The sequence below is a fragment of the Streptomyces sp. NPDC051041 genome (genome assembly GCF_044456065.1).
Lineage (GTDB): Bacteria > Actinomycetota > Actinomycetes > Streptomycetales > Streptomycetaceae > Streptomyces > Streptomyces glaucus.
Genome location: NZ_JBITFM010000002.1, coordinates 494,113 through 519,585, shown reverse-complemented (window position 1 = coordinate 519,585; position 25,473 = coordinate 494,113). Strand labels below are relative to the sequence as shown.

Genomic DNA, 25,473 nt, shown 5'->3' with positions numbered 1-25,473 from the left:
GGCCTACGTTAAGATGTGACCATGACGTTCAAGATGACGTGGGCGCTGGTCGCCGAGCATGTGGACGAGTGGACCGGCGACGACTTCGGCCAGGCCGCGGCCGTTCTGAACGAGAAGGTCGGCGAGGCCGTCGCGGGGAGCGGCATGGCCCCCGAGGCGCAGGCGCACTTTCGCCGCGAGTTCCTCGCCCCGGTCCGGGACAGCATCACTCGCGAGGGTCGGACCGCAGTTGAGGCCGGGCAGCCGTGGGACGGCGCGGCTGGCCCTCTCCTGGTCGTTCTCACTCCAGCCGCGTAACACCCCCTTCAACACCGACCCCCCTCCGGGCGCTCACTCCAGAGGGGGGTCTCTGTGTCACGACAGCCTCGGGGGAAACTGCCGCCTGCGGGCGCGTGGACAGGGGTACCGCACTCGCCCGCAAGTCTCAGAGTTTTGCCGTGGCAACGACGATGCGCCGATAGGTCTCTTCAAACCTCCCGTGCCCCTTCTCGGCGCGATGCTTGGCGATCCAGCGCGTCATGTCTTGCTGTTGATCTTCGGAGAATTCCGGGGACTTCTCCCCGCAGTCGGCCTCGTCGCCCGAGATGCACTTCGCCTGCATGACGAGAGCGGCCAAGGGGTCCGGGTCCACCCGGTAGTCGACGAAGCGGAAGATGCGACGGGTCATTCGGCGGCCTCAAGTTTCACGGCATCCCCGTGCTCCTGGGCCAGGTGCCGGCGCAGCAGGACGTTGCAGTCGACCACCGCGCTTATGTCGCGCTCCCCGCGCTTTATCGCCCTCGTCCTCGCGATGGTCCGACAGAGCGAGCACCCTTTGATCGGCTGCGGATCATCGGCGTTCGACACGAATCGCCTCCAAGAAGTCGTACTCGGGCTCGCCGCTAGCCGGTCGCGGCCGAAGGCGCCTCTCCTCTTCCGGGGTGGCGGGGCGAGCGGCCCCCCTGTCGACTTCCCACTCCCTCCCTCCGCCAATGGGGCGAAGCAGCCACTTCCCGCCGACCGTGGCCTGATACTCACCAGCCCTACCCTGGTTGTCGATCATGAGCTGTTGTGTAGTCGGCATCCCGTCTCTCCTAACAGTCCTTCATCGCCAACCCCCGACGTCCAGTTTTCGCCTGCGCGATCACTACGGCCACGGCAGGATTGATGCAGTGATGACGCACTCGTGATGCACGTCGTTGCACTGGGCAGACCGGTGACAGGCGACGAAGGGGGTAGGCCGTGGGCCTAAAGGAGCGACGAAAGGCGTGCGGCTACAGTCAGGAGTCCCTCGCCTCCGCGATGGGCGTCGACCGCACCACGGTTGGCCGCTGGGAGCGTGGAGAGACTGAACCTCAACCGCCCCTGCGGCCGAAGCTCGCCGGACTCCTAGGCTTGGGCCTCGCCGAGCTAGACGCCCTTCTTTCGCCACAAGCCGTCACTCCGGAGGCCGAGGGGAACCTCGACGATCCGACTCCAGACGGCGGTGACGACATGATCCGACGCGACTTCCTGCGCCTTCTCACGGTAGCCGGGACCCTTCCCGCCCTGCCGGCGGATGAGGCCCTCGACGCGGCTTCCGACTTCCACGCGATGAACGGCCACCTCTGGCAGGTCTACCAGCTCGCCCGTTCGAAGCAGGGCGTCTACCCAATCGTGCGAAACCAGCTCGCCGCCCTGACGGAGGAGATGAAGGCCAGCCGCGACACCACGGGCCTGTGCATGGCAGCCGGGGACCTCTTCCAGCTTGCGGGCGAGCTTGCGTTCGACCAGAACCGCTACACAGACGCGGCGGCCTCGTACAGCCTGGCCGCCTCGGCCAGCCGGGAAGCCGGACACTACGACCTATGGGCGTGCGCGCTGACCCGGCACGCCTACGTCTCCCTATACGAACGGCAGTGGGCGGACGCGGCGAGCGTGCTCACAGCCGCCGCGAGGGTCGCCCAGCGTGGGGATAGTCGCCTTGCCACCCGCCATTGGGTTGCGGCCGTGCAGGCGCAAGCGTTCGCCGGCATGGGCGACCTCAAGTCCTGCGAACGGGCCTTGGACGAGGCCGAGCGGGTCCTTGACCTCGCCGCGGATTCGGTGAACGGCGGATGGCTGCGATTCGACTCCTCCCGCCTGGCCGAGGAGCGCGGGGCCCGGTACGTCGAGCTGGGACGCCTGGATCTCGCCGAGGCCGCCCTGCAAAAGGCCCTGAAGCAAGCCGAGCTGGGCCGGGGGCAGTCCTACAGGCGCCGGGGCGCCGTCCTCGCCGACCTGGCCGTCATAGGCGCGAAGCGGCGCGATCTGGACGAGGCAACGGCCTACGCCCGCGAGGCGATGGACCTCGCCCGACGCTCGGGCTCGGGGTACGTGGCCCGTAAGCTGCGAACGCTCCGGGTCGAGCTGCGGCCGGTCACCAGCGACGTGCGCGCGGCCGAGCTGGACGCCGAGCTTGCCGAGTTGGCCGCCTGACGAGAGGGGACAGCGTGACGGAGGAGAACGGGCGACGGTTCCGTGAGGCATGGATCGCGGGCGTGCGGAAGCACTTCCCCGGCGAGCCGAAGCCAAGCTACGTCGCCCCGTGGGAGGAGACGCCGGACTGGGAGCGCCAGGCCGCCGCAGCCGTCTGGGCGCAGGTCGAGCACTTCCTCGCCGCGTCCGAGGGACACGCAAAGCGACTTTCCCGCGAGCAGAAGGGCCGCTTCGTAGCAACCTGCTGGACGGCGCAGATGTACCGGCACTTCGGCGATCCGAAGCCTGCCTACGTGGCCGACTGGCCGGATCTGCCGGACTGGCAGAAGGAGACGGACAGCGACATCTTCGAAGCCGTCGAGGACGCCCTCGGGTACTGAGCGCGGCAGGCGGGCCCGGCCACCGAAAGCGGCGGTCGGGCCCTGGCCTCACGCAGCCCCGCGCGCCTCAAGGACCACATCGACGACCTGACCGATTGCGACCGCATCGACGGCCGCCACGCTCGGGCAAGTGTCCGTGTTCTTGGCGAGGACTTCGCCCGTCCCCGCGTCCGTGACGACGCTCGTCACCACGGGCTCGATCTCCGGCTCGCCGTCCAGCGACGCTTCAACGGTGGTGGCCACCGCGAGGTCGTGCGCGAGCGGCGCCGCTACCGTCATCCTCAGCGTGTCCCCTTCGGCCCCCACGACCCCGAACGACTGCGGCGTGCTGGGTGAGGTGGTGTCCAGCCAGGCCGAGAAGACGCCGATCTGGTCGACGATCCGCTCCAGAGGGGGCGGCAGGGCATCCTTCAGCTTGCTCTCGTCCTCGTAAACGCGCTCGCCGCTGGTCGGATAGTACGAGTCATCGGACACCGTGCCGGCGTCAGGTGCACTTCCGCCCGCACTCCCCTTCGCCTTTGGCTCCGCCTCCGTGACCTTCTCTGGCTTCCCGGCGGCCGAAGAGGACTCGCCCGAGGTCTTCGTCCCCTGACTCGCATCGGACGCCCCCTGCGCGGCTACGGGGGTCCGTCCGGCGCCCGCCACAACCGCCTTCAGCTCGGATGGGGCTGCCTTGCGGTAGACCGGCCCGTTGGGCACGACGACCTTCTCCGGGTGCACGTGCATCGTGCCGTCCGGGGCCCTGTGGATCGTGGCGTTGTCGCCATAGGCCAAGGCGTAGGCGTCCCGCTCGGACATGCCGCGGCGCATCGCCTCACGAATGAGGGCCCGACGCTGTTCCTCCGTCAGCGGCACGCCAGCGATACCGCCTCCGCCGTCGAGGTAGGTCGGGAGGTAGCCGGGGTCGTCGTGGGCTCGGTAGGTCTCTGTCTCCGGCCCTCCTACGTCCTTACGTTCGGAAGTGGATGGGGGTCGGTCGGCGGACGGGGCCACGGTGAGTGCCGTGAAGGTGCCGGCGACGAACAGTCCATAACCCGCCATCGCGAGCTTTCGGCCACGCTGCCCCTTCGCAGGTATCGCCAGCAATCTCCCGACCGGGTGACTGCTGATGACTTCCTGTGATGACGGTTCGTGGCGGCCCATGCTGTACTCCCGTGCGAAGCGGAGTGTGCACTTACTGTGAAGCACTCAAGCACAGCGACCAAGATCGAACAGTGACTTACCTCACTCGAACTGTTCTATTCCATGCAAAGTGCGGCTCGAACATCAGGAACACCTATCAATCAGCTAGGGCGAGGCTATTTCTCCCTATAGATCACTGTGTGCAAAGGTAACGCCGTCCAACCCTGAAAGCTCTACACGGAGGTTCTCTGTGCTCACCGTCGGTGACCAGTTCCCCGAGTTCGACCTCATGGCCTGTGTTTCACTGGAGAAGGGCAAGGAGTTCGCGCGGATCAACCGCGATTGGCTTAAGCTCAACGAAAAGGGTTGGTTGGTGGTCTTCGCCTGGCCCAAGGACTTCACCTTCGTGTGCCCCACCGAGATCGCGGCCTTCGGCAAGCTGAACGAGGAGTTCGCCGACCGCGACGCGCAGGTGCTCGGCTTCTCCGGTGACTCGGAGTACGTCCACCACGCCTGGCGCAAGGACCACGACGACCTGCGCGACCTGCCGTTCCCGATGATGGCGGACTCCAAGCACGAGCTCATGCGGGCGCTGGGCATCGAGGACGAGGAGGGCTTCGCCAAGCGCGCGGTCTTCATCGTGGACCAGAACAACGAGATCCAGTTCTCCATGGTGACCGCGGGCTCCGTCGGCCGTAACCCGAAGGAGGTCCTCCGGGTCCTGGACGCGCTCCAGACGGACGAGCTGTGCCCGTGCAACTGGACCAAGGGCGACGAGACGCTCGACCCGGTCAAGCTGCTGGCCGGGGAGTGACCTGACATGTCCCTCGACTCCCTCAAGTCCCGTATACCGGACTACGCCAAGGACCTGAAGCTCAACCTGGGCTCGGTCATCGGCAACTCGGAGCTGTCGGCGCAGCGGCTGTGGGGCACCGTGCTGGCGACGGCGATCGCCTCGCGCTCCCCGATCGTGCTGCGTGAGCTGGAGCCGGAGGCGAAGGCGAACCTGTCGCCGGAGGCGTACACGGCGGCCAAGTCCGCCGCGGCGATCATGGCGATGAACAACGTCTTCTACCGCACCCGCCACCTGCTGTCGGACCACGAGTACGGCTCCCTGCGCGCGGGCCTGCGGATGAACGTCATCGGCAACCCGGGCGTCGACAAGGTCGACTTCGAGCTGTGGTCCTTCGCGGTCTCCGCCATCAACGGCTGCGGCATGTGCCTGGACTCCCACGAGCAGGTGCTCCGCAAGGCGGGCCTGGACCGCGACACCGTCCAGGAGGCCTTCAAGATCGCCTCCGTGATCCAGGCGGTCGGCACGACGCTGGAGGCGGAAGCCGTCCTCGCCGAGTGACCTCCCGGCACGCCCGACCGGGCCCCGGCCACCCGTCAGGTGGCCGGGGCCCGGTCGTCGTCACGGCTCACGCGGAAGGCGGGGAGGGCGGCGCGGGCGGGGGTTCCGCGCCCGGCGCCGCGTCCGTCGCCGTGGCGCCCCTCGGCCTCGGCGCCTGGCGCAGGGCCGCCTCCCGCGAGTACGCCCGCAGGTAGGTCGCCACCGTGTTCGTGACCGCCACCAGTGGTACGGCGACCACCGCCCCGCCGATCCCGGCCACCAGTCCCCCGGCGCTCACCGACAGCACCACCGCCAGCGGATGGACCCGCACCGCGCGTCCCAGGATGAACGGCTGCAGGATGTGCCCCTCGATCTGCTGCACCGCCAGCACCACCGCCAGGGTCATGACGGCCGTGAAGACGCCCTGGGTGACGAGGGCCACCACGACCGCGAGCGCGCCCGAGACCACCGCGCCGACCAGGGGGATGAAGGAGAAGAGGAAGATGAAGACCGCCAGCGGCACGGCCATCGGCACGTCCAGGAAGTAGATGCCGAGGCCGATGAAGACGGCGTCGATCAGCGCCACGATCACCGTGCCGCGCACGTACGACGTGAGCGTCCGCCACGCCCGCGGCCCGGCCCCGGCCACTCCGGGCCGCGCCGCCGCCGGCACCAGCCGCAGCGTCCACTGCCAGATGCGCTTGCCGTCGTAGAGCAGGAACAGCGTGGAGAAGACGGCGAGCAGAAGACCCGTCAGGGCCTCCACCACGACCGTCACGCCCTCCAGGCCCGCCGAGGTGATCTGGTCGGTGTTGGCGCCGACCGCCTCGCGCAGGTTCGTGGCGATCTCGTTGATCTGCTTTTCCGTGACGTGGAAGGGGCTGTTCAGCAGCCAGTTGCGCAGTTCGTCGATGCCGTCCTGGACCTGGCCGGAGAGGTTGTCGATGTTCTCCATGACCTGCCAGGTCACGAACCAGCCCATCAGCCCCATGATGACGAAGCCGAGGACGGCCGTCAGCGCCGTGGCCGGCCCGTGCGGCACGCCGTGCCGCCGCAGCCGCACCACCGTGGGCTGCAGCAGCGCCGTGATCAGGAGCGCGGCGGCGAAGGCCAGCACGACCAGCCGGACGGCGCTGATGACCCGCATCAGCACCCACAGCGTGCCCGCCAGCACCAGCAGCCGCCAGCCGGCCTCGGCCGCCACCCGCAGGCCCCACGGGACCGCCTGGACGGGGTCCGGGCGGGCCGGGACCGCGGGCGCGTAGTCCGGCGGCGGCGGGACGTGGTCCTGCGGCGGCACCGGTTCGTCCTCGGCCCGCGCCCGTTCCGCCGCGGCGCGGCGCTCGTTCCACCGTTCGCTCATCTCGGTGAGCCCCGCGCCGAGCCGGCCGAGCCACCCTGGCACTCGCGACATGATCCGTCCTCTTCCCCCGTAGCTGCGCACCACTCCCCCCTGGAGTCGTTCGCATCCGACCGTACAGGGCGAAAGCCCCCCACCGTAGGACGGTGAGGGGCTGCGTGGAGTCGCGCAGGGGCCGGGGGCGGCTCAGTACCAGTGGTTGGCCTGCCAGAACGACCAGGCGCCGCAGGGGCTGCCGTAGCGCTCGTTCATGTAGTTCAGGCCCCACTTGATCTGGGTGGCCGGGTTGGTCTGCCAGTCGGCGCCGACGGAGGACATCTTGGAGCCGGGCAGGGCCTGGAAGAGGCCGTAGGCGCCGGAGGAGGGGTTGACCGCCTTGTAGTTCCAGCTGGACTCGTGGTCCACGATGTTGCTGAAGCACTGGAACTGGCCGCTCGGCACCATCTGCCGCGCCATCGCCTGGATCTGCGCGATGGTGTACGAGGACTGGACGGCGAAGCTGGTCGCCTCGCGGGCGGCGTCGCGGCTGGCCGCCTCCTTGGCCTCGGCGCGCTCCTTGGCTTCCTCGGCCGCCTTGGCCGCCTTCTCGGCGGCTTCCTTCTTCTTCGCGATGGCGGTCTCGGCGGCCGCCCTGCGGGCCGCCTCCTCGGCGTCCTTCTTGGCGCTCACGTCCGCTGCGATGGCCTGTGCGTCGGCCTGCTGCGTCAGGGACGCGGTCTGCACCTGGGCCTGCTGTCCCGCGGGTATGTCCGCGAGCAGCGTGGTGCCAGCGGCCGTCGTTTCGGCGTCGTTGTTCTGCGCGGTGCTGCCCGAGGCAACGCCGACGACGCTTCCGACAGCGGTGACCGCCGTGGCCGAGGCCACTGCGAATCCCCGGACCGAGATCCGGCTCACACGGTTTCCTTCCAGCATCGCCCGCTTAGGTGACCCTGGCGGACGCAATCGTGCCCCTGGCACTGGCCTCCCCAACTACGGGGTCACGGGAGGCGCGGGCCCGGTGGGCAACTCCCGCGGGGGGAGCGCCGCGTGGTGCTCGGGCGGCATACGACGGCGCTATGCAGTTGACGCTGATGCTCTGTGGTGCCGTACCGCTGGGGGTACAGGTGTGTCGTATGCGGGGCCTGACAGGAGTGAGACTCTGCCGCAATCCGACGCCGCAAGGCAATTCCGAGTTGCGTGTGAAAGCTCACACCCGGTTTCGGTCCAGGGATTTCCCGGAAACCACCACACACGAAGGCGCCGCCCGGCTAGGCTCTACGCCTTTCCCGGACGGCGCCGACGAGTGCGCTACCGGCCCCGGTCGGGGCATCACCGCCCCGTTCGGGGCGCTGCGTTCAGATCGGCCCGTCCTCCAGCATTTCGGTCACAAGGGCGGCGATCTGGGACCTTTCGGACCGCGTCAGCGTCACGTGCGCGAAGAGCGGATGGCCCTTCAGCTTCTCGACGACGGCGACGACACCGTCGTACCGGCCGACCCGGAGGTTGTCCCGCTGCGCCACGTCGTGGGTCAGGACGACCCGAGAATTCGCCCCGATCCGGGACAGAACGGTGAGCAGGACGTTCCGTTCGAGGGACTGGGCCTCGTCCACGATCACGAACGCGTCGTGCAGGGAGCGGCCGCGGATGTGGGTGAGCGGCAGGACCTCCAGCATCCCGCGCGCGGTGATCTCCTCGATGACCTCGCGGCTGGTGACCGCCGACAGCGTGTCGAAGACCGCCTGCGCCCAGGGGCCCATCTTCTCCGCCTCGGTGCCGGGCAGGTAGCCGAGCTCCTGCCCGCCCACCGCGTACAGCGGGCGGAAGACCATGATCTTCTCGTGCTGGCGGCGCTCCAGGACCGCCTCCAGCCCCGCGCACAGGGCGAGGGCCGACTTGCCGGTGCCGGCCCGGCCGCCCATCGACACGATCCCGATGTCCGGGTCGAGCAGCAGGTCGAGCGCGATCCGCTGCTCGGCGCTGCGGCCCTTGACGCCGAACGCCTCCCGGTCGCCGCGCACGAGGCGGACGTCGCCGTCGGCGGTCACCCGGCCCAGCGCCCTGCCCCGCTCCGACTGGATGGTCAGGCCGGTGTGCACGGGCAGCCCGGCGGCCTCGGGCACGTGCACGCGCCCTTCCTCGAAGAGGATGTCCACCTGTTCGCCGGGCAGGGTCAGTTCGGACATCCCGGTCCAGCCGGAGGCGTCCGTGATGGCGAGCTCGGCGCGGTACTCCTCGGCGAGGAGGCCGACGGAGGAGGCCTTGATCCTCAGCGGCAGGTCCTTCGACACGACGGTGACGTCGAACCCCTCGGCCTGCAGGTTGCGGGCGACCGCGAGGATGCGGGAGTCGTTGTCCCCCAGGCGGTAGCCGGTGGGCAGCACGCTGGGGTCCGAGTGGTTGAGCTCGACACGGAGCGTCCCGCCGAGGTCCCCGGTCGGGATGGGGGCGTCGAGGCGGCCGTACCGGATCCGGTAGTCGTCGAGCAGGCGCAGGGCCTGCCGGGCGAAGTAGCCGAGTTCGGGATGGTGCCGCTTGGCCTCCAGCTCCGTGACCACGACGATGGGGAGCACGACCTCGTGCTCGTCGAAGCGGCTCAGGGCGTTCGGGTCGGCCAGCAGGACGCTGGTGTCGAGAACATACGTGCGCCGGTCTGGCTTGTGGCGCTTTGCGCTGGTCACCACGGAAGGACGTACCCCCTCGGATGAGGTCGGGGAGCGACGGGAAGGAGCTGGACCGGTCGTCGGCCGCCCTGCACGCGCGCGGGCCGAGAACCGGCCCTCCGCGTCTGCTTCCGTGCCGTGACCGCACGGTCGGGCTGGTGCAAAGGGCCTCCCGGGCGGGCGGCCCCGAGCCGCCCGCTGAGATCCGACACCCGTGGTTCGGGCGTCGACCTGTCTGCGTTATGCCCTCGAACAGGCGCGGCCATGCCAGGGCATATGACGGCGGTCCGGTGAACTCCTCGTTACGTCCCTCGTGAGCCGGGGGAGGGCGGGGCCCCTGCCGGCGGGTCAGCCGCCGTAACGGCGGTGCCGGGCCGCGTAGTCGCGCAGGGCGCGCAGGAAGTCGACCTTGCGGAAGGCCGGCCAGAAGACCTCGCAGAAGTAGTACTCCGAGTGGGCGGTCTGCCACAGCATGAATCCGGACAGCCGCTGCTCGCCGCTGGTCCGGATGACGAGGTCCGGGTCGGGCTGGTCGCCGGTGTACAGGTGGCGCCCGATCATCTCGACGTCGACGGCCTCGGCGAGCTCGTCGAGGGAGGTGCCCTTGGCCGCGGCGTCGAGGAGCATCGAGCGGACGGCGTCGGCGATCTCCTGGCGGCCGCCGTAGCCGATGGCGACGTTGACGAGTATCCCGTCGATGTGCGCGGTGGCCTCCTCGGCCTCCTTGAGGGTGCGCTGCATCCCGGACGGCAGCAGGTCCATGGTGCCGACGTGGTGCACGCGCCAGCGGCCGTCGGCGGCGAGGGTGCGGACGACGTCCTCGATGATCCCGAGCAGCGGGACCAGTTCCTCCTGCGGCCGTTCGAAGTTGTCCGTGGACAGCAGCCAGAGGGTGACGACCTGGACGTCCGTCTCGCTGCACCAGCCGAGGAACTCCTCGATCTTGTCAGCGCCGGCCCGGTGGCCCTGTGCGGTGGTGGAACCGGCGGCCTTCGCCCAGCGCCGGTTGCCGTCCATGATGACGCCGATGTGCTTGGGCACCTGAGCGTGGTCCAGGTGGCCCTCCACCCGGCGCGCGTACAGCCTGACCAGCAGGCCGCGCAGCTTGTCGCGCAGGTTCACGAGATTGTCAGCCCCTCCGTACGGATCGGACAGGCGCGACGGGCCCGGCCGTCGGATTCGGCCGAGGGCGGTCCCTGTCCGGATGGCGGTCCCCGGGGGCGAAGCCTACCGCTGCGGGGGGCGGGCCGGGGGCGGGGGTGGCCTGTGGCGGGGGTCCCCGGGTCCCGGGCGGCTCCCCGGGTTCCCGTTCCCGGTGCCGGTGTTGGCCGGCCGGGGGCTCGCCGCCGCCGTGTCCGCCGGAGGGGTGATGGGAGTCCGCCGGAGGGGCGGCGGGGCGGGCGGGGCGACCGGCGCGGAAAGGGGCGCGGCCGAAGGGCGGGGAGAGGGGCGAGAAGGGCGCGGGAGCGGGGCCGGGGAAGGGCGCCGGAAGGAAGACGAAAAAACGGGCCGGTCCGTGGGGGGGAGACGGACCGGCCCGAGGGGGGGCTTCCACCATAACCCTTCGTAAGTGATGCTGCGTGCATCGGCGCGCCACAACTACTCTCCGGAGTCGCCCGGCGACGCGCCGCTCGTCGCGGAAGCCGCCGTTCGCGGCGGCCCCGCGGCCGGAGCGCGGCGGGTCTCCGGGGCTTCGGCGCGTCCCGGGGGAGGCGCCCTCCCTCCGGGCGGACCCGGTGACGGGCGCCCGCTCGGTCTCCCGCGGCCCCTCGCCCGGCCCGTGCGCCCGGGGCCCGCGCCGACGGGGCGGCACGAGGAAGCGGCACCGCGCAGCCCCCTCCACTGCGCGGTACCGCCCGCGCAGCTTCACTTACGCGAATTACCTTGGTCTGAACTTACGTCAGGCGCGGTCGTGGAATCCAACCGCCGGCATAACGATGCGGAAACCCCGTGAGAATCCTGCGGCGCTCCCGTCACCCGCCGTACCGTCACATGGCGAGCCGCGCACGGGCGCTCCGGGAAACGGGTTCCGGTCCCGTCCGGCCCGGCGGCCGCCGTGTGACGGCGCGTGCGAGGAGGACGGGGACTCGCCCCCCGCGCGGCGGGTCGAGTCGAACGGCAGTTCCCAATCGGGTCCCGTGGCGGCGGGAGAGGCGCACGGGGTCCTCCGTGAGAGAGCCGCGGCGCGCCGGGGGGGGGACGTTCAGGGATGCCCCGGGGACGCGCGGGGGCGTCACGGGCGGGGTCTGCGGGCCTCGACGAGCTGGCGGGCGCTGTGGGCGACGAAGGACCCCTCGTCCCGGATCCGCTCGTGCAGGGCGCGGAGCCGGGACTCGTACGCCTCCACGGTGAAGCCGGGCACCATCCAGACCACCTTGCGCAGGAAGTGCACGACGGCCCCGATGTCGTGGAACTCCATGCGCAGCCGTTCCGCGCGCAGGTCGACGACCTCCAGCCCGGCGGCCTCGGCGCCGGCCCGTTCCCGTTCGGGGTGCCGGTCGCCTCGGGCGCCGTCCGGCTGGGGCCCGAGGAAGAACTCGACGAGCTCGAAGGCGCTGGCGGGTCCCACGTGCTGGGCGAAGTACGTGCCGCCCGGCTCCAGGACCCGGGCGATCTCCGCCCACCGCGGCCGGACGGGGTGGCGGCTGACGACGAGGTCGAAGGCGCCGTCCGCGAAGGGCAGGGCCGCGTCCTCGGGCACGGCGACGACGGCCACGCCGCGCGGACGGAGCAGGGCGGTGGCCCTGGCGGCGTTGGGCGGCCAGCCCTCGGTGGCGACGGTGAGCCGGGGCGGCCGCGGGGCTCGGCCGAGGGCGAAGTCCAGCACCTCCCCTCCCCCGGTCTGGAGGTCGAGCACGGCCGCGGCGCCGCCCAGCCGCCCGGCCATCGTCCGCGCGTACCCCCAGGAGGGCCGCGCCTCGGTGGCCCGGCCCTCGAACCAGGAGAAGTCCCAGCCTTCGGTGGGCACGGAGGCGCCCTCGGTCACGAGGTCCTCGAAGGAGCGGAGGTGGTGGTGAGGCATGGGGAACGATCTCCACGGTGTCGGGGTTGTCCGGATGTCCGTACCCGCCGGCGTCCGTCCGCGTCGGCGGCTTCGGCCGGGGCGCCTGCGCCGGCGCGTCCCGGCGTCCGCGCGGCCGGACCGCACGGCCGGTCCCGGCTGATCCGTCCGGCTGGTCCGCCCGGCCGATCCGCCCGGTTGGCCCGTCCGGCGGTCCCGACTGGTCCGTCCGGCTGGTCCGCCCGGCCGATCCGCCCGGTTGGCCCGTCCGGCGGTCCCGGCTGGTCCGCACGGCGCCGGACGGGGGTCACGTCGCCGTCGCCGCTCCCAGCACCAGGCCGGTGAACGCCCCGCCCATCATGAAGGGCCCCAGGGGGATGGCGGACCTGCGGTTCGCCCGGCGCAGGGCGACGAGGGCCAGGCCGTACAGGGCGCCGTAGAGGATGCCGGCGAAGGCGCCGGTCAGCAGGGGCCGCCAGCCGTACCAGCCGAGGGCCAGCCCCAGGGACAGGGCCAGTTTGACGTCGCCGAAGCCCATGCCGGACGGGTTGACGAGGAAGAGGAGGAAGTAGCCGCCGGCCAGGGCGAGACCGCCCAGCAGGCTCCTCGGCCAGGAGCCCGCGGCGGCGGGGAGGGCGGACGCCGGGGCCAGGAGGACGGCGAGCGCGGCGGCGAGGGGGAGGGTGAGGACGTCGGGGAGGCGGTGCACCCGGCGGTCGACGAGGGCCAGGAGGACCGCTGCCGGGGTGGCGAGGAGCCAGACGGCCGTCTCGGGGCGGGGACCGGCCGCCGCGGCGAGGGCCGCGCAGACCAGGGCCGTCAGCGTCGCGACGGCCGGTGTGCCGGGGCCGTAGGGTCCGCAGGGCCGCGGTGCGGCGCCGGTGTGCGGGCAGCGGGCCCGGCCGAGCCAGCCGGCGAAGGCGCCGGTGATCGCGTGGCCGCCGGGGCAGCGGTCGTTCCACGGTTGTCCGGGGTCGACCGAGAGGCGGTGGGCGGCGCGGGGCAGCAGGAGGCCGGCGCCCGCGCCCCACAGGGCTGCCGCGGTCGTCAGGAGGAACAGCACTCCGGGACCGTATGCCGCCGTGTCCCGCCGCGCATGGGCCCGTGGGCCCATGCGGGACCCACTTCCCCGCGGATACGTTCGGTCCGGGCAGTCGGCCCTACGGCGGGTGACGGGCAGGGAGGTGGCCTCGGTATGGGGCGGCGCTGGCGGGACGGGCGGGGGACGCTGGTCGTGCACGGGGACGGCGGGGCCCCGCCCGTCCGGGTGCCGCTGGAGATCGCGGCCTCCTACCGGGCCCGCACCAGGGGACTGCTGGGGCGGGACTCGGTCGACGGGGCGATCCTGCTGTCGCCGGCCGGCGGCGTGCACACCTTCCGGATGCGGTTCCCCATCGACGTGGCGTACCTCGACCGCCGGCTGCGGGTCGTCGCCGTGCGCACCATGCGGCCGGGCCGGCTCGGGCTGCCGCGGATCCGGTCACGGCACGTGCTGGAGGCGGAGGCCGGGGCGATGGCCGGGTGGGGGGTGCGGGTCGGGGGGCGGGTGGAGGTCGCCGCCGCGGAGTAGGGCGCCCCGGCCGGCGGCTTCCCTGGCCGTCGGCGGGCGCGCGGGGCCGGGTGCCGCCGCGCCGGGGCCTGTGGCGGGTCAGGCCGCTCCGGGGCCGGGGAATCCACGCACCGCGGCGGGCGGCAGGTGGTCCCGTGGCACGGGCGCCGCGCGCTCCCCGATCACCGTGCCGGCCCTCACCAGGGGATCCGCCGGGGCCGCCGGTGCCACCACCAGCCCTCCGCGCTCTCGTCCCGGCCGGGCCGTTCGTCCGCGCGGGCCGCGGCGTCCCCCTCGGGCTCGGTGTGCTCCAGGACGACGCGGTCCAGCCGGCCGACCACGGAGCGCAGGGCGTCGGCGCAGGTGCCGCCGGCCTCGCCGGCCAGGCGCGCCAGCTCGTCCCGGGCTTCCAGATCGCGTCGGAACAGGTCCTCCCGGTACCGGCCCGACGGGCTCCATCCGGACTCCATGCGGCGGGCCAGCCGCTCCCACACGCGCAGGTGGTGGTGGAGGCGGCCCTCGACGCTCGCCGCCGGCCCCGTCGGGCGGCCGGCGAGGAAGGCGTCGGAGAGGGGCGTGGCGACGGGCTGCCGGTCGATGACCTCCGGAAGCGGGCCCACGTGCGCACCGGGCAGGTCGGCCACCGGTTCCTCCACGGCGTCCACCCGGTAGGCGGTGTCCTCGCCGGTCTCCACCGCCTCCAGCCGGCACCTGACCGCACGTCCGTCCGGCACCGCGATCCAGTAGGCACTGGGCAGGTCGAGGTCCGAGGGGTAGAGCACGGATCCCCCCGCCCCGGCCGCGACGCCGTGGGCGAGGCCTTCCTCCGTGAGACCGCCCGCGGCCCGTTCCCCGACCGTGACGTCCAGTTCGAGCGCCAGGTCGCCCGGCGGCAGCCGGCGGTACGTACAGAGCACGGGGGCTTCCCACCGCCGCCCCTCCTGGTCCGCGTCCGCGTCGGCCACGTCGACCTCCTCGTCCGGGACCGCCAGCAGGTCCGCGAGAACGCGCCGGAGCCTTCCCGCGTCCCATTCCGCGACGGTGAAGAGGTTTCCGATCACTTGTACGTCCCGTCGTAGATCTGCTTGGCCTTCTGCACCTTCGCCGGATTGTCGACGAATTTGGGATCGCGCTGCAATTGCTGCGACTTGCCGATGTCGCCCTTGTTCCGCGCGATCTCCTTCAGGGCGGCGTACTCGATGCGGTCCATCTCGACGAGTCCCGGACCGGACTTGGGGAAGACCGTCCCGTTGCCCTCCACCTCGTACGTCCGCCCGTTGATCTCGTACGTGTTCCCGTCCGGCGACAGGGTGGCACGGCCGTTCGCGATTCCCTCGATGTCGGCGCGGACCAGGTCCTCGTTCCCTCTGAGGATCACGGTGTTGCGTTCCTTGACCTGGCCGCCCGCCGATCCGCTGACGGTGTGCCGCTTGTTGGGGAACCTCAGGGTCTTCCCGCGCGCCGGACCGGCGATGTCGTCCCTCGCCCGCCACTCGTTGGCCGGCTTGCCGCCGTTCGCCCCGTCCGCCTTCTTCTCGGCCTCGTCCGCCGCCTTCTCGGCCGCCTCGGCCTGCTCGCGGGCCTGCTTCGCCTGTTCGCGGGCCTCCTCGTCGCAGCCGTCGTCGGCCAGGACGACGTACGGAGAGGTGGCGGCGGTGAGGGCCAGGACCGTGGTGCCGGTGCCGGGGCCGCCCAGCTGCGGGCCGCCCCCGTACGGGGTCCGGCGGGCCGGTGCCGCGATCGTGCAGCCGGACTCGCGGGCCTTGCGCTCGGCTTCGTCGGCCGCCTCGTCGGCCTCCCGGGCCGCCTTCCGGGCGCCCTCGGCGTCCCCCGCCCCGGCCGCCTTCCGGGCCCGCTCCGCCGCCTCGGCCGCCTCGTCGGCGAGTTTGCCCAGCTTGCCGAGTTTCCCGAGCTTGCCCAGCTTCCCGGCGACCTTGGCCTCGCCGTAGCCGGGGATGAAGAGGGAGCCGACGTTCCAGATGACCGTGGTGGCGGCCCGGGTCTTGTCACCCTTGTCCCAGTGGTCGCGGACCTCGTCCCCGACGAACATGTCGTCGAGGATCTTCACACCCGAGTCGACGGTCGCGCCGCCCCAGTCGGTGAGCGCGTCCAGGTAGTCGCCCCTGGCCCACTTGTCGCTCGCTTCCCTGGCGCCCTCGGACCACTGGTCGGCGATCGTGCCGCCGTAGTCCTTTAGGCCCTCCAGCGTGTCCAGGGGGTTGGATACCGTGTCCCAGACGCCCTTGAGGTCACCGCCGATGCCGTCGACGAAGAGACCCTCGCCGACCTGTTCGACCTGGTCCCCGGCGCAGCCGAGGAAGGCGCCGAAGCCGGAGAAGCAGCCGTCGTCGTCCGTGTCCTCCGCGTTCCCCGCGCTCTCCTCGCTCCCCTCGTTCTGCTCGCTCCCCTCGTTCTCCGTTTCTTCCGCGTTCTCCGGGGTTTTCGGCTCCTCCTCGTCCTGCCGGCCCCGCCCGGTCGCCTCGTCGCTCCGCTCGTCCCCGGCCTGTCCGTCCCCGGCCTGTCCGTCCCCGGTCTGCCCGCCCCCGGCCTGTCCGTCCCCGTTGTCGCTTTCGGTCTTCCCGCCGTCGTCGTCCGTCTCCGGGGCGTCGCCGTCGCCGGCTTCCGTCTTGTCGCCGTCATCACCGTCACTGCCGGGGCCGGGGCCGGGGCCGGGATCGGGGTCGGAGCCGGGATCGGTCTTCGGGCCGTCGCCCGCCGTCACGTCCGTGCCGTCGCCCGCCGGGGCGGCGCAGCCCATGCCGGTGACCTTGCAGACCTGCGCCTGGACGCCGGCGTGGATCCGCGTGCCCAGGCCGCTGACGACCAGGGCGGCGATGATCGCCGCCACGACCGCGACCAGGCCCGCGTACTCCACCGCCGTCTGGCCCTCGTCCCGGCGCCAGCGGATCATGCGGGCCAGGGAGAAGGGGCGGCGTTCCCGGCGGTCCGGCTCGGGGAGGCGGTACCAGGCGCGGCTGTCCGGCCGGGTCAGGAAGTACAGGATCAGGACGGGCAGGAAGAGCTGGACGCAGCCCCGGGACGAGCCCTGGACGATGTTGCCGACCGCTCCGAGGACCAGCCATGCCTGTACGGCGATCAGACCGGCCCAGGTCCGGATTCCGCCCTCCCGGCTCCGCCGGGCCAGCCACCAGCCGAGGACGCCGGGGGCGGCTCCGTAGGCGGTCAGGGCGAGAACGCCGCCGTCGAGGGCGTCGTACGAGGAGGCGGTGAGCAGGAGACCGAGACCGCCGACGACCGTGATCAGGAAGAGGGCGTGGACGAGGACCAGCGCCGCGCGGAGCGGACCGGGCAGGTCCCGGCGCCGGCCGTGCTCCGGGAACCACGCGGCCCCGGATCCGGGTATTCCGCCCGCTTCTCCCGCTCCCCCTGCTCCCCCGATCGAGGCCATTGCCCGCTCCCCCTCGGCTCGCTCCGCGTGAGGCCTGTCCACGACACGGCCGAGGGTAGGAAGGGGCCGGTGGGGCGGCATGGGCCCGCGGGCCCAAATCGGCGCCCAAAGCCGGGGCCCGCGCCCGCTCCACGGCTCCGCGTCCAGGCAGGCCGCGGCGCCCTGCCCGGCAGCACCGCCCACATCCGCGTGCCGCCGCCCGGTTCACGTGCGTCGCCGAAGCCCCGGTCCCCGGCGCAGGCCTTCACCACGCAGGCCGGCACGCGCAGCACGGCGCGGCGGCGGGCGTCGCGGGCAGCGGCCAGACGGGGGTGGGTGTGGCAGGGACGGCCGTCGTAGCGGATCACGCGGAGGGCATCGTCCCGGTAGCGCAGCGACAGGTACACCTCCGCGACGGGCGGCAGGCGGCAGGCGGCAGGCGGCCAGTTCGCTCACCAGATGCGGCTTGCGGCGGGCAGGACCACGGAGTACGCCGCCGGGCTGCTCGGCCTGGGCCGTACGAAGGTGTCCAACATGGAGTCGGGTATCCGCGCCGTCTCACCCGAGCGCATCCGGATACGCGCCAGCAACTACGACTGCGCCGACCAGGCGTACCTCGAAGGACTGGTCGCCATGGCCGATTCCCGCACGTGGGGCTGGTGGGACCAGTACCGAGGCAGTCTGCCGCAAGGGCTGCTGGACGTTGCCGAATCGGAGTGGTTCTCCACGCGGCTGCGGAGCTTGCAGACCGTGCGCGTACCCGGACTGCTCCGACTGGGCGGATACGCCCGCGCGATCTTCGAGGCGGCCTTGCCCCCGCTGCCGAAGTCGGAGGCCGAACTGCGGGTCGCACAGCGTGTGCAACGGCAGCAGGCCCTGGAGCGGGAGAATCCCGTCGGATACGTGGCCCACGTCCACGAGCGGGCACTGCGGATGCAGTTCGGCGTACGGCGTACGCCGTACGGCCCGGGAACGACTTGAGCATCTGTGTGACATGTCCGAGCGGCCCAATGTCGAGGTGCGAGTCCTTCCCGTCAAGGTCGGTGCCTTTCCGGGAGCGGGGCACGCGGTGCTGTACGCCAGCGGAGTCGTTCCCCAGCTGGACACCGTGCAACTGGACTCGGCCCACGGCGGAGAGTTCACTCACGCCGAGGCGCAGCTCCCCAAGTACCGTGCTCATATCGACTGATGGCACGCCAAGTCGCTGGACCCGAAGGCGTCACGGAACTTCATGCACACCATCGCCCGCCATCTCCGAGGAGTCACCATGGCCGGGATCACCTGGGAAGAACCCTTCTGCGCCGAGAGCAACAACTGCTTCCGCACAGGCACCGACGGCGAGGGCAACGCCTACATCGCCGTCGCCGGGCAGGAGGACCGGTACCTCACCGACAGCCGGGAGGCCCTCCGTGCCCTCGTCCAGGACATCGAGGCGGGCAAGGCGGACCACCTGCTGTAGGGCCGTCCGCCGGTGAGCCGGCCGGGAAGCGGGGCCCGTGCCTGTCGGCGACGGCGCGGGACGGGCCCCTCGGCTCCGGCACGGATTCCGGGCGTGCGTCAGCTCTCCGTGCGGGGGAAGGAGACCTCCACCCGGCGGTTCTTCTTGCGGCCGGCCTCCGTCGAGTTGTCGGCGATCGGGTACTGCTCGCCGTAGCCGCGCACCTCGTAGGTGATGTTGGAGTCGTTCAGCTGCTGGTCCAGGACCTCCTGGACGGCGTTGGCGCGCTGCTTGGACAGGACGTCGCCGTGAGCGGAGGAGCCGAGGTCGTCGGTGAAGCCGAAGACGCGGACCTGCGTCGCGTTCTGCGTCTTGATCTCCTCGGCGATCCCCTCGATGCGCGCCCTCGCCGCGGCACTGAGCTTGGCGCTGTCCTTGCCGAACAGCACCTCGGCCTGGAGCGCGAACTTCACGTCCGAGTTGGTGTCCTCGCGGCGCTCGTCACCGCTCTCGTCCTCCACGACCGACTTGATGTCGAGGACCTTGGGTTCGGCGAGGGTGGCGCCGTCCGGAAGCTTCAGGTCCGGATCGTTGGCGTCCACCTCCACGGGCGCGGAGGCCGTCGCCTCGGTGCCCGGAGGGACGCTGGGGCCGTCGTCGGCGTAAGCCACCGCGCCGAAGACGTTCGTGGCGACCATGACGGTGGCGGCGGTCAGGGTGAGGGCGAGGCGGGGGGTTCCCGCTCGGAGTGAGGTGGGGGTGACGGTCATCGTGCGCCTCACCCGGAGATCGTGATGGTGGCAGTGGGGAAACCCGGCAGCTGGAAACCGACTTCGGTCGTACTGGCCGGCGGGGCCGGGAACTGCATGAAGACCGGAACGGATTCACCGGCCTTCAGAGTAGGCAGACCGATAGTGGTCAGAGGGCGGCCGTCCGTGTCACGCAGGACGTAGTAGCGCTTCTTCCCTTTGGGGTCCACAAGCGTGGCACCACCGAGAGAACTCCCGTTCTTGATGATCTCGGTCTCGTTGCCACTCAGGTTGGAGGGAACGACCACTGTTTCCGAGCCGTCGTTCTTCAGGGTTCCGTTCACCGTCACGAACCCGCCTGAATCCCGCTTGGCGGAAGTGATCTGAAGGAAGAGGCTCTGGGGTCCCTTCAGTTCGGCCAACGGCTCTTCTGCCTGCCCCTCCTGAGCACTCGGCTCGGACCCATCGCCCTTCGTGGCGGATGCCGATGTGTCCGGCTTCTCGTCATCACCGCCTCCGCCGCAGCCGGCCACACCCAGGACCAGGCCGGCTGCCGCAGTCAACGCAACCATCCCCCTGCGGGCCTTGGCAGTGAACCGAATGCTCATCTCTCTGCTTCCTTCATCACTCGTCGTTCGCTTGTGGATCGGCCAGATGGACATCGAAGAGGTCTTTGGGTTCCGGAAGATCGATAAGGTTTTTCGGATCCAGATCCCAGTCCTCGCCCTCGCAGGAGAGCCTGGGCAGTACGTCGTTCTCCGCGTCCTCGGCGGGGGGCGGGAACGTGCACCGAGGTTCTACCACTGCGGTGGCGAAGGCGTTCGCCCTCTGGTTCTCCGTGTCGGGCACGATGGAGTCTCCGACGGACTTGTTCGTCTCGACCTCGACCGTCCACCCCAGCAGTCCGTCCGGATTGCAGCCCCGCACCTCGGCGTCGTTCTGCGCGGCGAGCTGAGCTGCCCGCGCACAAGCGCCAGTCGCCAACTGCACGTCCCCGTCGAAGATGTCCTGCCACTTGGTCGGGTCGAGCACGTTCTCCACCCACTCGCCCGCCAGCTTGTCCCGGGTGTCCTGGGCCGCCGCGAGGGCCGCCGCGTCAGCGGCCGTCTGGGCGCCGTTCCGATTCGCCGCGGCCTGGCCGACCGCGAAGTACGCGAACGCGAGGAAGAGCAGGCCCCCCACCACCGTGATGTAGATGGGGAAGGCCTGCCCTGCGTCGCCGTACTTGCGCGGTCGCATCAAGGAGCGACCTTGGCGACCTGTGCCTTGATCTTGTCGAGGATCGTCTGCCCGATGTCCGTGCCCGTGATCGCCAGCACGATCGCCACGACCACCGCGATGATGCCCAGGTACTCCACCGCGGTCTGCCCCCGGTCGCCGGCGCGGCGCTGAACCGCCTCGACCGTGGTGTTCTTCCAGCCGTTCACACGGACCTTGGTGGCAACGGCAGTCTTCAGCATCAGGTCGCTCATGGTGTTCCCCTCCGGGTGTCGCTTGACCGGTGCCGCTTCCGACTCCGGAACCGTACGGCGGAACTCCTCGCTGCCCGGAGGGCCCCAGGGCCCATTCCCGGGCCCATTCGCGGGCCCAGGGCGGTGTCTCACTCCCCCGGAACGTCATCGCGTGTCACCCCAGTCCCCGGCGTGGGTCCGGGGCCGTGCCGAGCCACTTGGCGGCGGCCTCGGAGCGGCTGGTGCTGTGGAGCTTGGCGAAGATGCGGTTGATGTGGTTCTTGACCGTCTTCTCGCTGATGAAGCAGGTGGCGGCGATCTGCTGGTTGGTCATGCCGGACGCGATGAGGTCCATGATCTCCGCCTCCCTCGTGCTCAGCTGGAACCGTGACCTGTCGTGGGCGGCCGGGTGGCCGCCCGACCATCCCGACGACTGTCTCACATTCGGTTGCAGTTGCGAAAGGTTTTCCGTAGAAGTGTTTGGCTGTAAGGTTGTTGGGCTGGAGTTCTCGTGTGCAGTCGCATTCGTCTGTCCCAGGCCGTCCGGGAGCGGGGGGCCGCTCGGGCCCGCTCCCTGGCGGAGCTGGGCCAGGAGGGCCCCCGCCGCCGTCGGGGTGAAGTGGGCCCTGCCCTCCTTGACGTCCCGCACGGCCGTGACCAGCTGGTCGGCGGTGAACTCGCCGTGGACGAGGTAGCCGCCCGCTCCCCTGCGCAGGGCCTCCTGGACGATCTCCGACTCCCTGCTGTACGTCAGCATCACGACCGGGGCGATCCGCACGAGGTACGGGAGCGCCGAGATGCCGTCCACGCCCGGCATGCGGACGTCCAGCAGGACGACGTCGGGGCGGTGGTGGTGGGCGGCCTCGTAGGCCTGGCGGCCGTCGGCGGCCTCCGCGACGACCGTGATGTCCGCGCGGCCGGACAGGAGGGCGGTGAGGCCGGCGCGGACCACCGGGTTGTCGTCGGCCACGACGACCCGCAGGGGGGCCGGGGGCGGGACGTGCTCGAACGGGTCCGGGGGCGGCTGCGGGGGGCCGGGGTGGGGCGTCGTCGTCTGGTCCGGCATCGGGCTGCCTCCTCTCGTGGGGTGGGGGACGGGTGCTGCGCCGTGCTTCACGCGGGGGGCGGGGCCGTCAGGGCCGCCAGCGGCAGTTCCAGGCGGACCTCGGTGCCCCTGGGGTGGCCGCCGCGGCCTATGCGGATGCGGGCGCCCACCGAGGCCGCGCGCTCGACCATGCCGACCAGGCCGAAGTGGCCGGCCCGGCGGAGCTGTTCGAGGGTGGTGCCGGGCGGCAGGCCGCGGCCGTCGTCGTGGACGCTGATGCGCAGCAGGTCGCCGTGGACCCCCGCGCGGACGTCGACGTGGGTGGCGCAGGCGTGGCGGTGGGCGTTCTCCATCGCCTCCGAGGCGATCGTCAGGAGTTGCCGGGCCACCGCCGGCGGGACGGGCGGGACCGCGTGGTCGCCCGTGGGGCGGTAGGTGGCCGCCAGGCCGGTGCGGGCGCTGAAGTCGCGGGTGCGGGCGGCCAGTTCGACCAGCACGTCCGTGCCGTGGTCCGGGTCCGACTCGCGGCGCAGGTCCGCCAGGAGTTCGCGGGCCTCCGCGGCCGCGCGGCGGACCGACCGGGCCACCAGTTCCGCTTGCTGTTTGACCAGGGCCGGGTCCATGCGGTCCGCGCCCGCCGAGCCCGCCAGGCCGTCCGCGGCCAGGGCCACGCCGTGCAGGGTCTTGGCGACCGAGTCGTGCATCTCGCGGGCCAGCCGGGCGCGTTCGGCGCCGACCGCCTCCGTGACGGCCAGGCGGGACTGGACCGTGGTCAGGGCCTGGGTGGCGGCGCCGAAGCGGAGCATCAGGTTGCGGAGGCTGGAGCCCACCGCGCCGGCGATGACGCACAGACCGGGCAGGAGCAGGGACTCCGCGAGGCCCGGCTGCCGGTGCTGGTCCTCCAGGGTGGCGTGGACGAGGAGGAGGATCAGGCCCTGGAGGGAGGCGAAGCAGGCGGCTCCGCGCCAGCCGTAGACGATGCCGGCGAGGAGGGGGGTGCAGACGCTGACGTAGGCGAGGGTGGTGTCCGGGCCCGCCGCGATGAGGAGGAGGGCGCCGAAGAGGGTGTCCACCGCCAGGAGGGTGGGGTGGCGCAGGAGCAGGGGGCCGAAGCGCTCCCAGTCCCGGAAGAGGACGTAGGAGCCCATGAAGGTGACCACCACCGCGGCGCCGACCAGGCGGGTGGCCAGGCCCGGGGTGGCGTTGAGGAGGGCGGCGGGGGAAGCCAGGGCGATCATGGCCAGGCGGAAGCCGAAGACCTGGCGGCACATCGCCTGCAGGGCGTTGACCTGGATGGGGATGGTGGGGCTGCCGGGGGCGCCGCCGGCGGTGTCCGCGCCGGTTCCGCCGCCGGGGGCGGGCGGCCCCGGCACGGCGCCCGCGGCCGGCTCCGGCACGGCGGCGCCCCCGGCCGGCCCCGGTGCGGCGTCCGCGGCGCCGGCGGCCGGCCGGGCCGGGTCCGGCTTCGCCGCCGGTGGTGCGGGAGCGGGCCGCCCCCGCCGGGGCGCCGCCGCCCTGTCCACCGGCTCCCACCCCGGCGGCAGCGCCGGTGTCACCGACGTCACCGGGACGTCGGGGGCGCCCGTGCGGACGTGGGCCGGCAGGACCGTGCCCGCCGGCGGGGTGGTGATCTCCGGGGCTCTGGGGCGGCGGCGCAGCAGCCCCGCGCGTTCCCTGGGTTCCGTGGTCGACATGGCCGTTTCCCGTCTCCGCCCTACTTGCCCGTGATCGAGCCGAAGTCCGTGCCCGAGCCGAGGATCAGTCCGGCGCCGAGGAGGATCATGGTGGCCGGGACCATGAACGTGGTGATCATCATGGTGGCCTTGGGGACCGCGCGGGCGGCCTTGCGGCGGGCGTTCTGCGCGTCCGTGCGCCGCATGTCCTTGGCCAGCGCCACCAGCGTGTCCACGATCGGCGCGCCCAGCTCCTCGCCCTGCTGCAACGCCGTCACGAACATCGCGACCTGCTCGGAGTCGTTGCGCCGCCGCAGCTCCGCGAAGGCCTGGCGGCGGCTCATGCCCAGGTCCATCTGGCGCAGGGTGATGCGCAGCTCGTCCGCCCACGGGCCCTCGTACTTCGACGCCACCCGGTCCAGGGCCTGGCGGAAGCCCAGGCCCGCGCTCACCACGACCGCGAGCACGTCGAGGAAGTCGGGAAGGGTGCGTTCGATGACGTCCTTGCGGATGCGGATCGCCGACCAGATGCCGACCTCCGTCCAGAACGCGCCGAAGGCGAGCAGCAGCAGCGCCACGAGGAGCTGGCCGCGCAGGAGGAAGACCAGGAAGCCGACGGCGCCCAGGAAGCCGTAGACCGCCCGGCGGGCCGCGTAGCGGTCGATGGTCAGGCCGCCGGGGTTGCCCGCCAGGTCGATCCTGCGGCGGTACCTGGCGACCTGCTTGGGGCCCATCAGGCGCAGCACGGCGGGGGCGTACCGCATGCCGAGGCGGTCCACCAGCGAGTCGACCGCGCCGGTGCGGGTGGCGCCGACCTCCAGGGCCAGCGCGAGGTCGCCGGGGAGCTTCGCCTCCGCCCGGTACATGCGGATGCCGGCGAAGACGCCCCAGACGCCGAGGCCCATGAGCAGGGCGAGCAGAAGTCCCATCGGTTGTTCTCCCCTGCCTTCTCAGACGTCGATGCGGGACAGGCGGCGGATGAGGACGAAGCCGACCGCGTAGAGCGAGAACGCGACGATCACCGCGCCCTGGCCGAACGGCGAGCCCGTCATGCGTTCCAGTGCGCCGTCCTTCACCCCATTCATCAGGAACAGGGAGCCGACGCCGAGCACCGGCACGGCGTACGACGTCATGTTCACCTGGGACAGCTGGGTGCGGACCTCGCGGCGGGTCTCCTTGCGCTCCTCCAGCGTCTCCGTCAGGTTGCGCAGCGCGCTCACCACCTGGCCGCCCGCCCGGTTCGACAGGACCAGGGTGGTGACCAGGACGACCAGTTCGCGGGAGGGCAGCCGGTCCGCCATCTCGCCCAGCGCGTCGTCCAGGGAGGCGCCGACCGCGAGCTGGGCGGCCACCTTGCCGAGTTCCTCGCCCGCCGGGGCCTCCAGCTCCTCCGCGGCCATCCCGATCGCGGTGCGCAGGGCCAGGCCCGCCTGGGTGGCGTTGGCCAGGATGCGGGACAGTTCGGGAAGCTGGTTGATGAACTTCTCGATGCGTTTCTGGCGCTGCCAGTTGAGGAACTGCAGCGCCGCCCAGACGCCCAGCAGGCCGGCCAGCGGGCCGAAGAAGGGGGCCAGCGTCGCCTGGCCGATCAGCCACAGGCCCGCGACCGCGGCGAGCATGGCGACGAAGAACTCGCCCGGCGTGATGTCCAGGCCGGTCGCCGCCAGGCGCAGTTCCAGTCTGCGGCCGAGGTCCGTGCGGCGCAGGCGGCGGTCCAGGGTGCGGAAGCGGCGCCGGCGGCCCGCGGCCGGGACCTGGCCGGTGGCCGACAGGCGGTCGACCAGGGCCTGGCGCTGGGCCCGGCCCATGGCGTAGGAGTGCAGGCCCACGACGGCGAGGACGCAGGTCAGCAGGGTGACGCCGGTGGTGAGCGTGATCAGGGTCTGAAGATCCATGGGGACGGTTCCTC

28 protein-coding genes are annotated in these 25,473 nt (G+C 71.9%); 9 read left to right on the top strand and 19 right to left on the bottom strand.

Annotated elements, in window-relative coordinates; all coding sequences use genetic code 11:
* The first annotated feature begins 21 nt into the window (after positions 1-21).
* Positions 22-297 (top strand): hypothetical protein, encoded by a 276-nt coding sequence (locus ACIBAI_RS05680; RefSeq protein WP_399031228.1) that lies wholly within the window; start codon positions 22-24, stop codon positions 295-297.
* Positions 298-424: 127 nt separating this feature from the next.
* On the opposite strand, the gene ACIBAI_RS05675 is transcribed toward ACIBAI_RS05680, so the two are convergent.
* Positions 425-667: a hypothetical protein gene (locus ACIBAI_RS05675; RefSeq protein ID WP_399031227.1), complete on the bottom strand. Its 243-nt coding sequence runs from the start codon at positions 665-667 to the stop codon at positions 425-427.
* 162 nt (positions 668-829) lie between these two features.
* Complete coding sequence (locus ACIBAI_RS05670; RefSeq protein ID WP_399031225.1) at positions 830-1,042, bottom strand: hypothetical protein; 213 nt, start codon at positions 1,040-1,042, stop codon at positions 830-832.
* 179 nt (positions 1,043-1,221) lie between these two features.
* Between ACIBAI_RS05670 and ACIBAI_RS05665 the strand changes: the two genes are divergently transcribed.
* Positions 1,222-2,436 (top strand): helix-turn-helix domain-containing protein, encoded by a 1,215-nt coding sequence (locus ACIBAI_RS05665; protein ID WP_399031224.1) that lies wholly within the window; start codon positions 1,222-1,224, stop codon positions 2,434-2,436.
* 62 nt (positions 2,437-2,498) lie between these two features.
* Positions 2,499-2,816 (top strand): hypothetical protein, encoded by a 318-nt coding sequence (locus tag ACIBAI_RS05660; RefSeq protein WP_399031222.1) that lies wholly within the window; start codon positions 2,499-2,501, stop codon positions 2,814-2,816.
* 48 nt (positions 2,817-2,864) lie between these two features.
* Here the strand turns inward: ACIBAI_RS05660 and ACIBAI_RS05655 are convergent, their stop codons facing one another.
* Positions 2,865-3,959, bottom strand: a complete 1,095-nt coding sequence (locus ACIBAI_RS05655; RefSeq protein ID WP_399031220.1) for a hypothetical protein — start codon at positions 3,957-3,959, stop codon at positions 2,865-2,867.
* 229 nt (positions 3,960-4,188) lie between these two features.
* Between ACIBAI_RS05655 and ACIBAI_RS05650 the strand changes: the two genes are divergently transcribed.
* Together ACIBAI_RS05650 and ACIBAI_RS05645 are read left to right on the top strand one after the other, a co-directional pair.
* Complete coding sequence (locus tag ACIBAI_RS05650; RefSeq protein WP_399031219.1) at positions 4,189-4,752, top strand: peroxiredoxin; 564 nt, start codon at positions 4,189-4,191, stop codon at positions 4,750-4,752.
* Positions 4,753-4,758: 6 nt separating this feature from the next.
* Positions 4,759-5,292, top strand: a complete 534-nt coding sequence (locus tag ACIBAI_RS05645) for an alkyl hydroperoxide reductase (RefSeq protein ID WP_344605699.1) — start codon at positions 4,759-4,761, stop codon at positions 5,290-5,292.
* A gap of 67 nt (positions 5,293-5,359) precedes the next feature.
* Here the strand turns inward: ACIBAI_RS05645 and ACIBAI_RS05640 are convergent, their stop codons facing one another.
* From ACIBAI_RS05640 to ACIBAI_RS05615, 6 genes are all read right to left on the bottom strand, one after another.
* Positions 5,360-6,685, bottom strand: a complete 1,326-nt coding sequence (locus tag ACIBAI_RS05640; protein ID WP_399031217.1) for an AI-2E family transporter — start codon at positions 6,683-6,685, stop codon at positions 5,360-5,362.
* Between the two features lie 132 nt (positions 6,686-6,817).
* On the bottom strand, positions 6,818-7,525 hold the full coding sequence (locus ACIBAI_RS05635; RefSeq protein ID WP_399031216.1) for a transglycosylase SLT domain-containing protein: 708 nt from the start codon (positions 7,523-7,525) through the stop codon (positions 6,818-6,820).
* 440 nt (positions 7,526-7,965) lie between these two features.
* A complete protein-coding gene (locus tag ACIBAI_RS05630; RefSeq protein WP_399031214.1) occupies positions 7,966-9,291 on the bottom strand; it encodes a PhoH family protein in 1,326 nt (441 codons plus the stop codon).
* A 327-nt stretch (positions 9,292-9,618) separates the two neighbouring features.
* On the bottom strand, positions 9,619-10,392 hold the full coding sequence (locus tag ACIBAI_RS05625; RefSeq protein ID WP_344605691.1) for an isoprenyl transferase: 774 nt from the start codon (positions 10,390-10,392) through the stop codon (positions 9,619-9,621).
* A gap of 1,111 nt (positions 10,393-11,503) precedes the next feature.
* Complete coding sequence (locus ACIBAI_RS05620; RefSeq protein ID WP_399031212.1) at positions 11,504-12,292, bottom strand: class I SAM-dependent methyltransferase; 789 nt, start codon at positions 12,290-12,292, stop codon at positions 11,504-11,506.
* 286 nt (positions 12,293-12,578) lie between these two features.
* Positions 12,579-13,385 (bottom strand): prepilin peptidase, encoded by an 807-nt coding sequence (locus tag ACIBAI_RS05615; protein WP_399031211.1) that lies wholly within the window; start codon positions 13,383-13,385, stop codon positions 12,579-12,581.
* An 81-nt stretch (positions 13,386-13,466) separates the two neighbouring features.
* On the opposite strand from ACIBAI_RS05615, the gene ACIBAI_RS05610 reads away from it, so the two are divergent.
* Positions 13,467-13,841, top strand: a complete 375-nt coding sequence (locus ACIBAI_RS05610) for a DUF192 domain-containing protein (RefSeq protein WP_399031210.1) — start codon at positions 13,467-13,469, stop codon at positions 13,839-13,841.
* Between the two features lie 176 nt (positions 13,842-14,017).
* On the opposite strand, the gene ACIBAI_RS05605 is transcribed toward ACIBAI_RS05610, so the two are convergent.
* Both ACIBAI_RS05605 and ACIBAI_RS05600 read right to left on the bottom strand, forming a co-directional pair.
* A complete protein-coding gene (locus ACIBAI_RS05605) occupies positions 14,018-14,881 on the bottom strand; it encodes a hypothetical protein (protein ID WP_399031208.1) in 864 nt (287 codons plus the stop codon).
* Positions 14,878-17,229 carry a hypothetical protein gene (locus ACIBAI_RS05600; protein WP_399031206.1) on the bottom strand — a complete coding sequence of 784 codons (2,352 nt, stop codon included), beginning with the start codon at positions 17,227-17,229 and terminating at the stop codon, positions 14,878-14,880. Before ACIBAI_RS05600 ends, ACIBAI_RS05605 begins: the two co-directional genes overlap by 4 nt.
* A gap of 438 nt (positions 17,230-17,667) precedes the next feature.
* On the opposite strand from ACIBAI_RS05600, the gene ACIBAI_RS05595 reads away from it, so the two are divergent.
* From ACIBAI_RS05595 to ACIBAI_RS05585, 3 genes are all read left to right on the top strand, one after another.
* On the top strand, positions 17,668-18,189 hold the full coding sequence (locus ACIBAI_RS05595) for a Scr1 family TA system antitoxin-like transcriptional regulator (protein ID WP_399031205.1): 522 nt from the start codon (positions 17,668-17,670) through the stop codon (positions 18,187-18,189).
* Between the two features lie 13 nt (positions 18,190-18,202).
* Positions 18,203-18,397, top strand: a complete 195-nt coding sequence (locus ACIBAI_RS05590; RefSeq protein ID WP_399031203.1) for a Scr1 family TA system antitoxin-like transcriptional regulator — start codon at positions 18,203-18,205, stop codon at positions 18,395-18,397.
* A gap of 78 nt (positions 18,398-18,475) precedes the next feature.
* Positions 18,476-18,667: a hypothetical protein gene (locus ACIBAI_RS05585; RefSeq protein ID WP_399031201.1), complete on the top strand. Its 192-nt coding sequence runs from the start codon at positions 18,476-18,478 to the stop codon at positions 18,665-18,667.
* Between the two features lie 98 nt (positions 18,668-18,765).
* Here ACIBAI_RS05585 and ACIBAI_RS05580 read toward each other — a convergent pair whose 3' ends face one another.
* From ACIBAI_RS05580 to ACIBAI_RS05545, 8 genes are all read right to left on the bottom strand, one after another.
* Complete coding sequence (locus tag ACIBAI_RS05580) at positions 18,766-19,416, bottom strand: OmpA family protein (protein WP_399031388.1); 651 nt, start codon at positions 19,414-19,416, stop codon at positions 18,766-18,768.
* A gap of 8 nt (positions 19,417-19,424) precedes the next feature.
* Positions 19,425-20,003, bottom strand: coding sequence for a hypothetical protein (locus tag ACIBAI_RS05575; RefSeq protein WP_399031199.1), 579 nt, complete (start codon positions 20,001-20,003; stop codon positions 19,425-19,427).
* 16 nt (positions 20,004-20,019) lie between these two features.
* Positions 20,020-20,634 (bottom strand): pilus assembly protein TadG-related protein, encoded by a 615-nt coding sequence (locus tag ACIBAI_RS05570; protein ID WP_399031197.1) that lies wholly within the window; start codon positions 20,632-20,634, stop codon positions 20,020-20,022.
* The gene (locus ACIBAI_RS05565) at positions 20,634-20,867 is read right to left on the bottom strand and encodes a hypothetical protein (protein ID WP_344605668.1); all 234 of its coding nucleotides are present in this window, start codon (positions 20,865-20,867) and stop codon (positions 20,634-20,636) included. Before ACIBAI_RS05565 ends, ACIBAI_RS05570 begins: the two co-directional genes overlap by 1 nt.
* A gap of 154 nt (positions 20,868-21,021) precedes the next feature.
* Positions 21,022-21,912, bottom strand: a complete 891-nt coding sequence (locus ACIBAI_RS05560) for a response regulator (RefSeq protein WP_399031195.1) — start codon at positions 21,910-21,912, stop codon at positions 21,022-21,024.
* 47 nt (positions 21,913-21,959) lie between these two features.
* Positions 21,960-23,585 (bottom strand): sensor histidine kinase, encoded by a 1,626-nt coding sequence (locus ACIBAI_RS05555; protein ID WP_399031193.1) that lies wholly within the window; start codon positions 23,583-23,585, stop codon positions 21,960-21,962.
* A 20-nt stretch (positions 23,586-23,605) separates the two neighbouring features.
* On the bottom strand, positions 23,606-24,493 hold the full coding sequence (locus tag ACIBAI_RS05550; protein ID WP_399031191.1) for a DUF5936 domain-containing protein: 888 nt from the start codon (positions 24,491-24,493) through the stop codon (positions 23,606-23,608).
* A gap of 21 nt (positions 24,494-24,514) precedes the next feature.
* A complete protein-coding gene (locus ACIBAI_RS05545; RefSeq protein WP_399031189.1) occupies positions 24,515-25,459 on the bottom strand; it encodes a type II secretion system F family protein in 945 nt (314 codons plus the stop codon).
* Positions 25,460-25,473: the final 14 nt, after the last annotated feature.

What these genes read in the sequence shown, in the direction of transcription:
- ACIBAI_RS05680 (WP_399031228.1), top strand. Translation starts at nt 22, where the DNA reads ATGACGTTCAAGATGACGTGGGCGCTGGTCGCCGAGCATGTGGACGAG.
- ACIBAI_RS05675 (WP_399031227.1), bottom strand. Translation starts at nt 667, where the DNA reads ATGACCCGTCGCATCTTCCGCTTCGTCGACTACCGGGTGGACCCGGAC.
- ACIBAI_RS05670 (WP_399031225.1), bottom strand. Translation starts at nt 1,042, where the DNA reads ATGATCGACAACCAGGGTAGGGCTGGTGAGTATCAGGCCACGGTCGGC.
- ACIBAI_RS05655 (WP_399031220.1), bottom strand. Translation starts at nt 3,959, where the DNA reads ATGGGCCGCCACGAACCGTCATCACAGGAAGTCATCAGCAGTCACCCG.
- ACIBAI_RS05645 (WP_344605699.1), top strand. Translation starts at nt 4,759, where the DNA reads ATGTCCCTCGACTCCCTCAAGTCCCGTATACCGGACTACGCCAAGGAC.
- ACIBAI_RS05640 (WP_399031217.1), bottom strand. Translation starts at nt 6,685, where the DNA reads ATGTCGCGAGTGCCAGGGTGGCTCGGCCGGCTCGGCGCGGGGCTCACC.
- ACIBAI_RS05620 (WP_399031212.1), bottom strand. Translation starts at nt 12,292, where the DNA reads ATGCCTCACCACCACCTCCGCTCCTTCGAGGACCTCGTGACCGAGGGC.
- ACIBAI_RS05615 (WP_399031211.1), bottom strand. Translation starts at nt 13,385, where the DNA reads ATGGGCCCACGGGCCCATGCGCGGCGGGACACGGCGGCATACGGTCCC.
- ACIBAI_RS05610 (WP_399031210.1), top strand. Translation starts at nt 13,467, where the DNA reads ATGGGGCGGCGCTGGCGGGACGGGCGGGGGACGCTGGTCGTGCACGGG.
- ACIBAI_RS05600 (WP_399031206.1), bottom strand. Translation starts at nt 17,229, where the DNA reads ATGGCCTCGATCGGGGGAGCAGGGGGAGCGGGAGAAGCGGGCGGAATA.
- ACIBAI_RS05595 (WP_399031205.1), top strand. Translation starts at nt 17,668, where the DNA reads ATGCGGCTTGCGGCGGGCAGGACCACGGAGTACGCCGCCGGGCTGCTC.
- ACIBAI_RS05590 (WP_399031203.1), top strand. Translation starts at nt 18,203, where the DNA reads ATGTCCGAGCGGCCCAATGTCGAGGTGCGAGTCCTTCCCGTCAAGGTC.
- ACIBAI_RS05585 (WP_399031201.1), top strand. Translation starts at nt 18,476, where the DNA reads ATGGCCGGGATCACCTGGGAAGAACCCTTCTGCGCCGAGAGCAACAAC.
- ACIBAI_RS05580 (WP_399031388.1), bottom strand. Translation starts at nt 19,416, where the DNA reads ATGACCGTCACCCCCACCTCACTCCGAGCGGGAACCCCCCGCCTCGCC.
- ACIBAI_RS05575 (WP_399031199.1), bottom strand. Translation starts at nt 20,003, where the DNA reads ATGAGCATTCGGTTCACTGCCAAGGCCCGCAGGGGGATGGTTGCGTTG.
- ACIBAI_RS05570 (WP_399031197.1), bottom strand. Translation starts at nt 20,634, where the DNA reads ATGCGACCGCGCAAGTACGGCGACGCAGGGCAGGCCTTCCCCATCTAC.
- ACIBAI_RS05565 (WP_344605668.1), bottom strand. Translation starts at nt 20,867, where the DNA reads ATGAGCGACCTGATGCTGAAGACTGCCGTTGCCACCAAGGTCCGTGTG.
- ACIBAI_RS05560 (WP_399031195.1), bottom strand. Translation starts at nt 21,912, where the DNA reads ATGCCGGACCAGACGACGACGCCCCACCCCGGCCCCCCGCAGCCGCCC.
- ACIBAI_RS05555 (WP_399031193.1), bottom strand. Translation starts at nt 23,585, where the DNA reads ATGTCGACCACGGAACCCAGGGAACGCGCGGGGCTGCTGCGCCGCCGC.
- ACIBAI_RS05550 (WP_399031191.1), bottom strand. Translation starts at nt 24,493, where the DNA reads ATGGGACTTCTGCTCGCCCTGCTCATGGGCCTCGGCGTCTGGGGCGTC.
- ACIBAI_RS05545 (WP_399031189.1), bottom strand. Translation starts at nt 25,459, where the DNA reads ATGGATCTTCAGACCCTGATCACGCTCACCACCGGCGTCACCCTGCTG.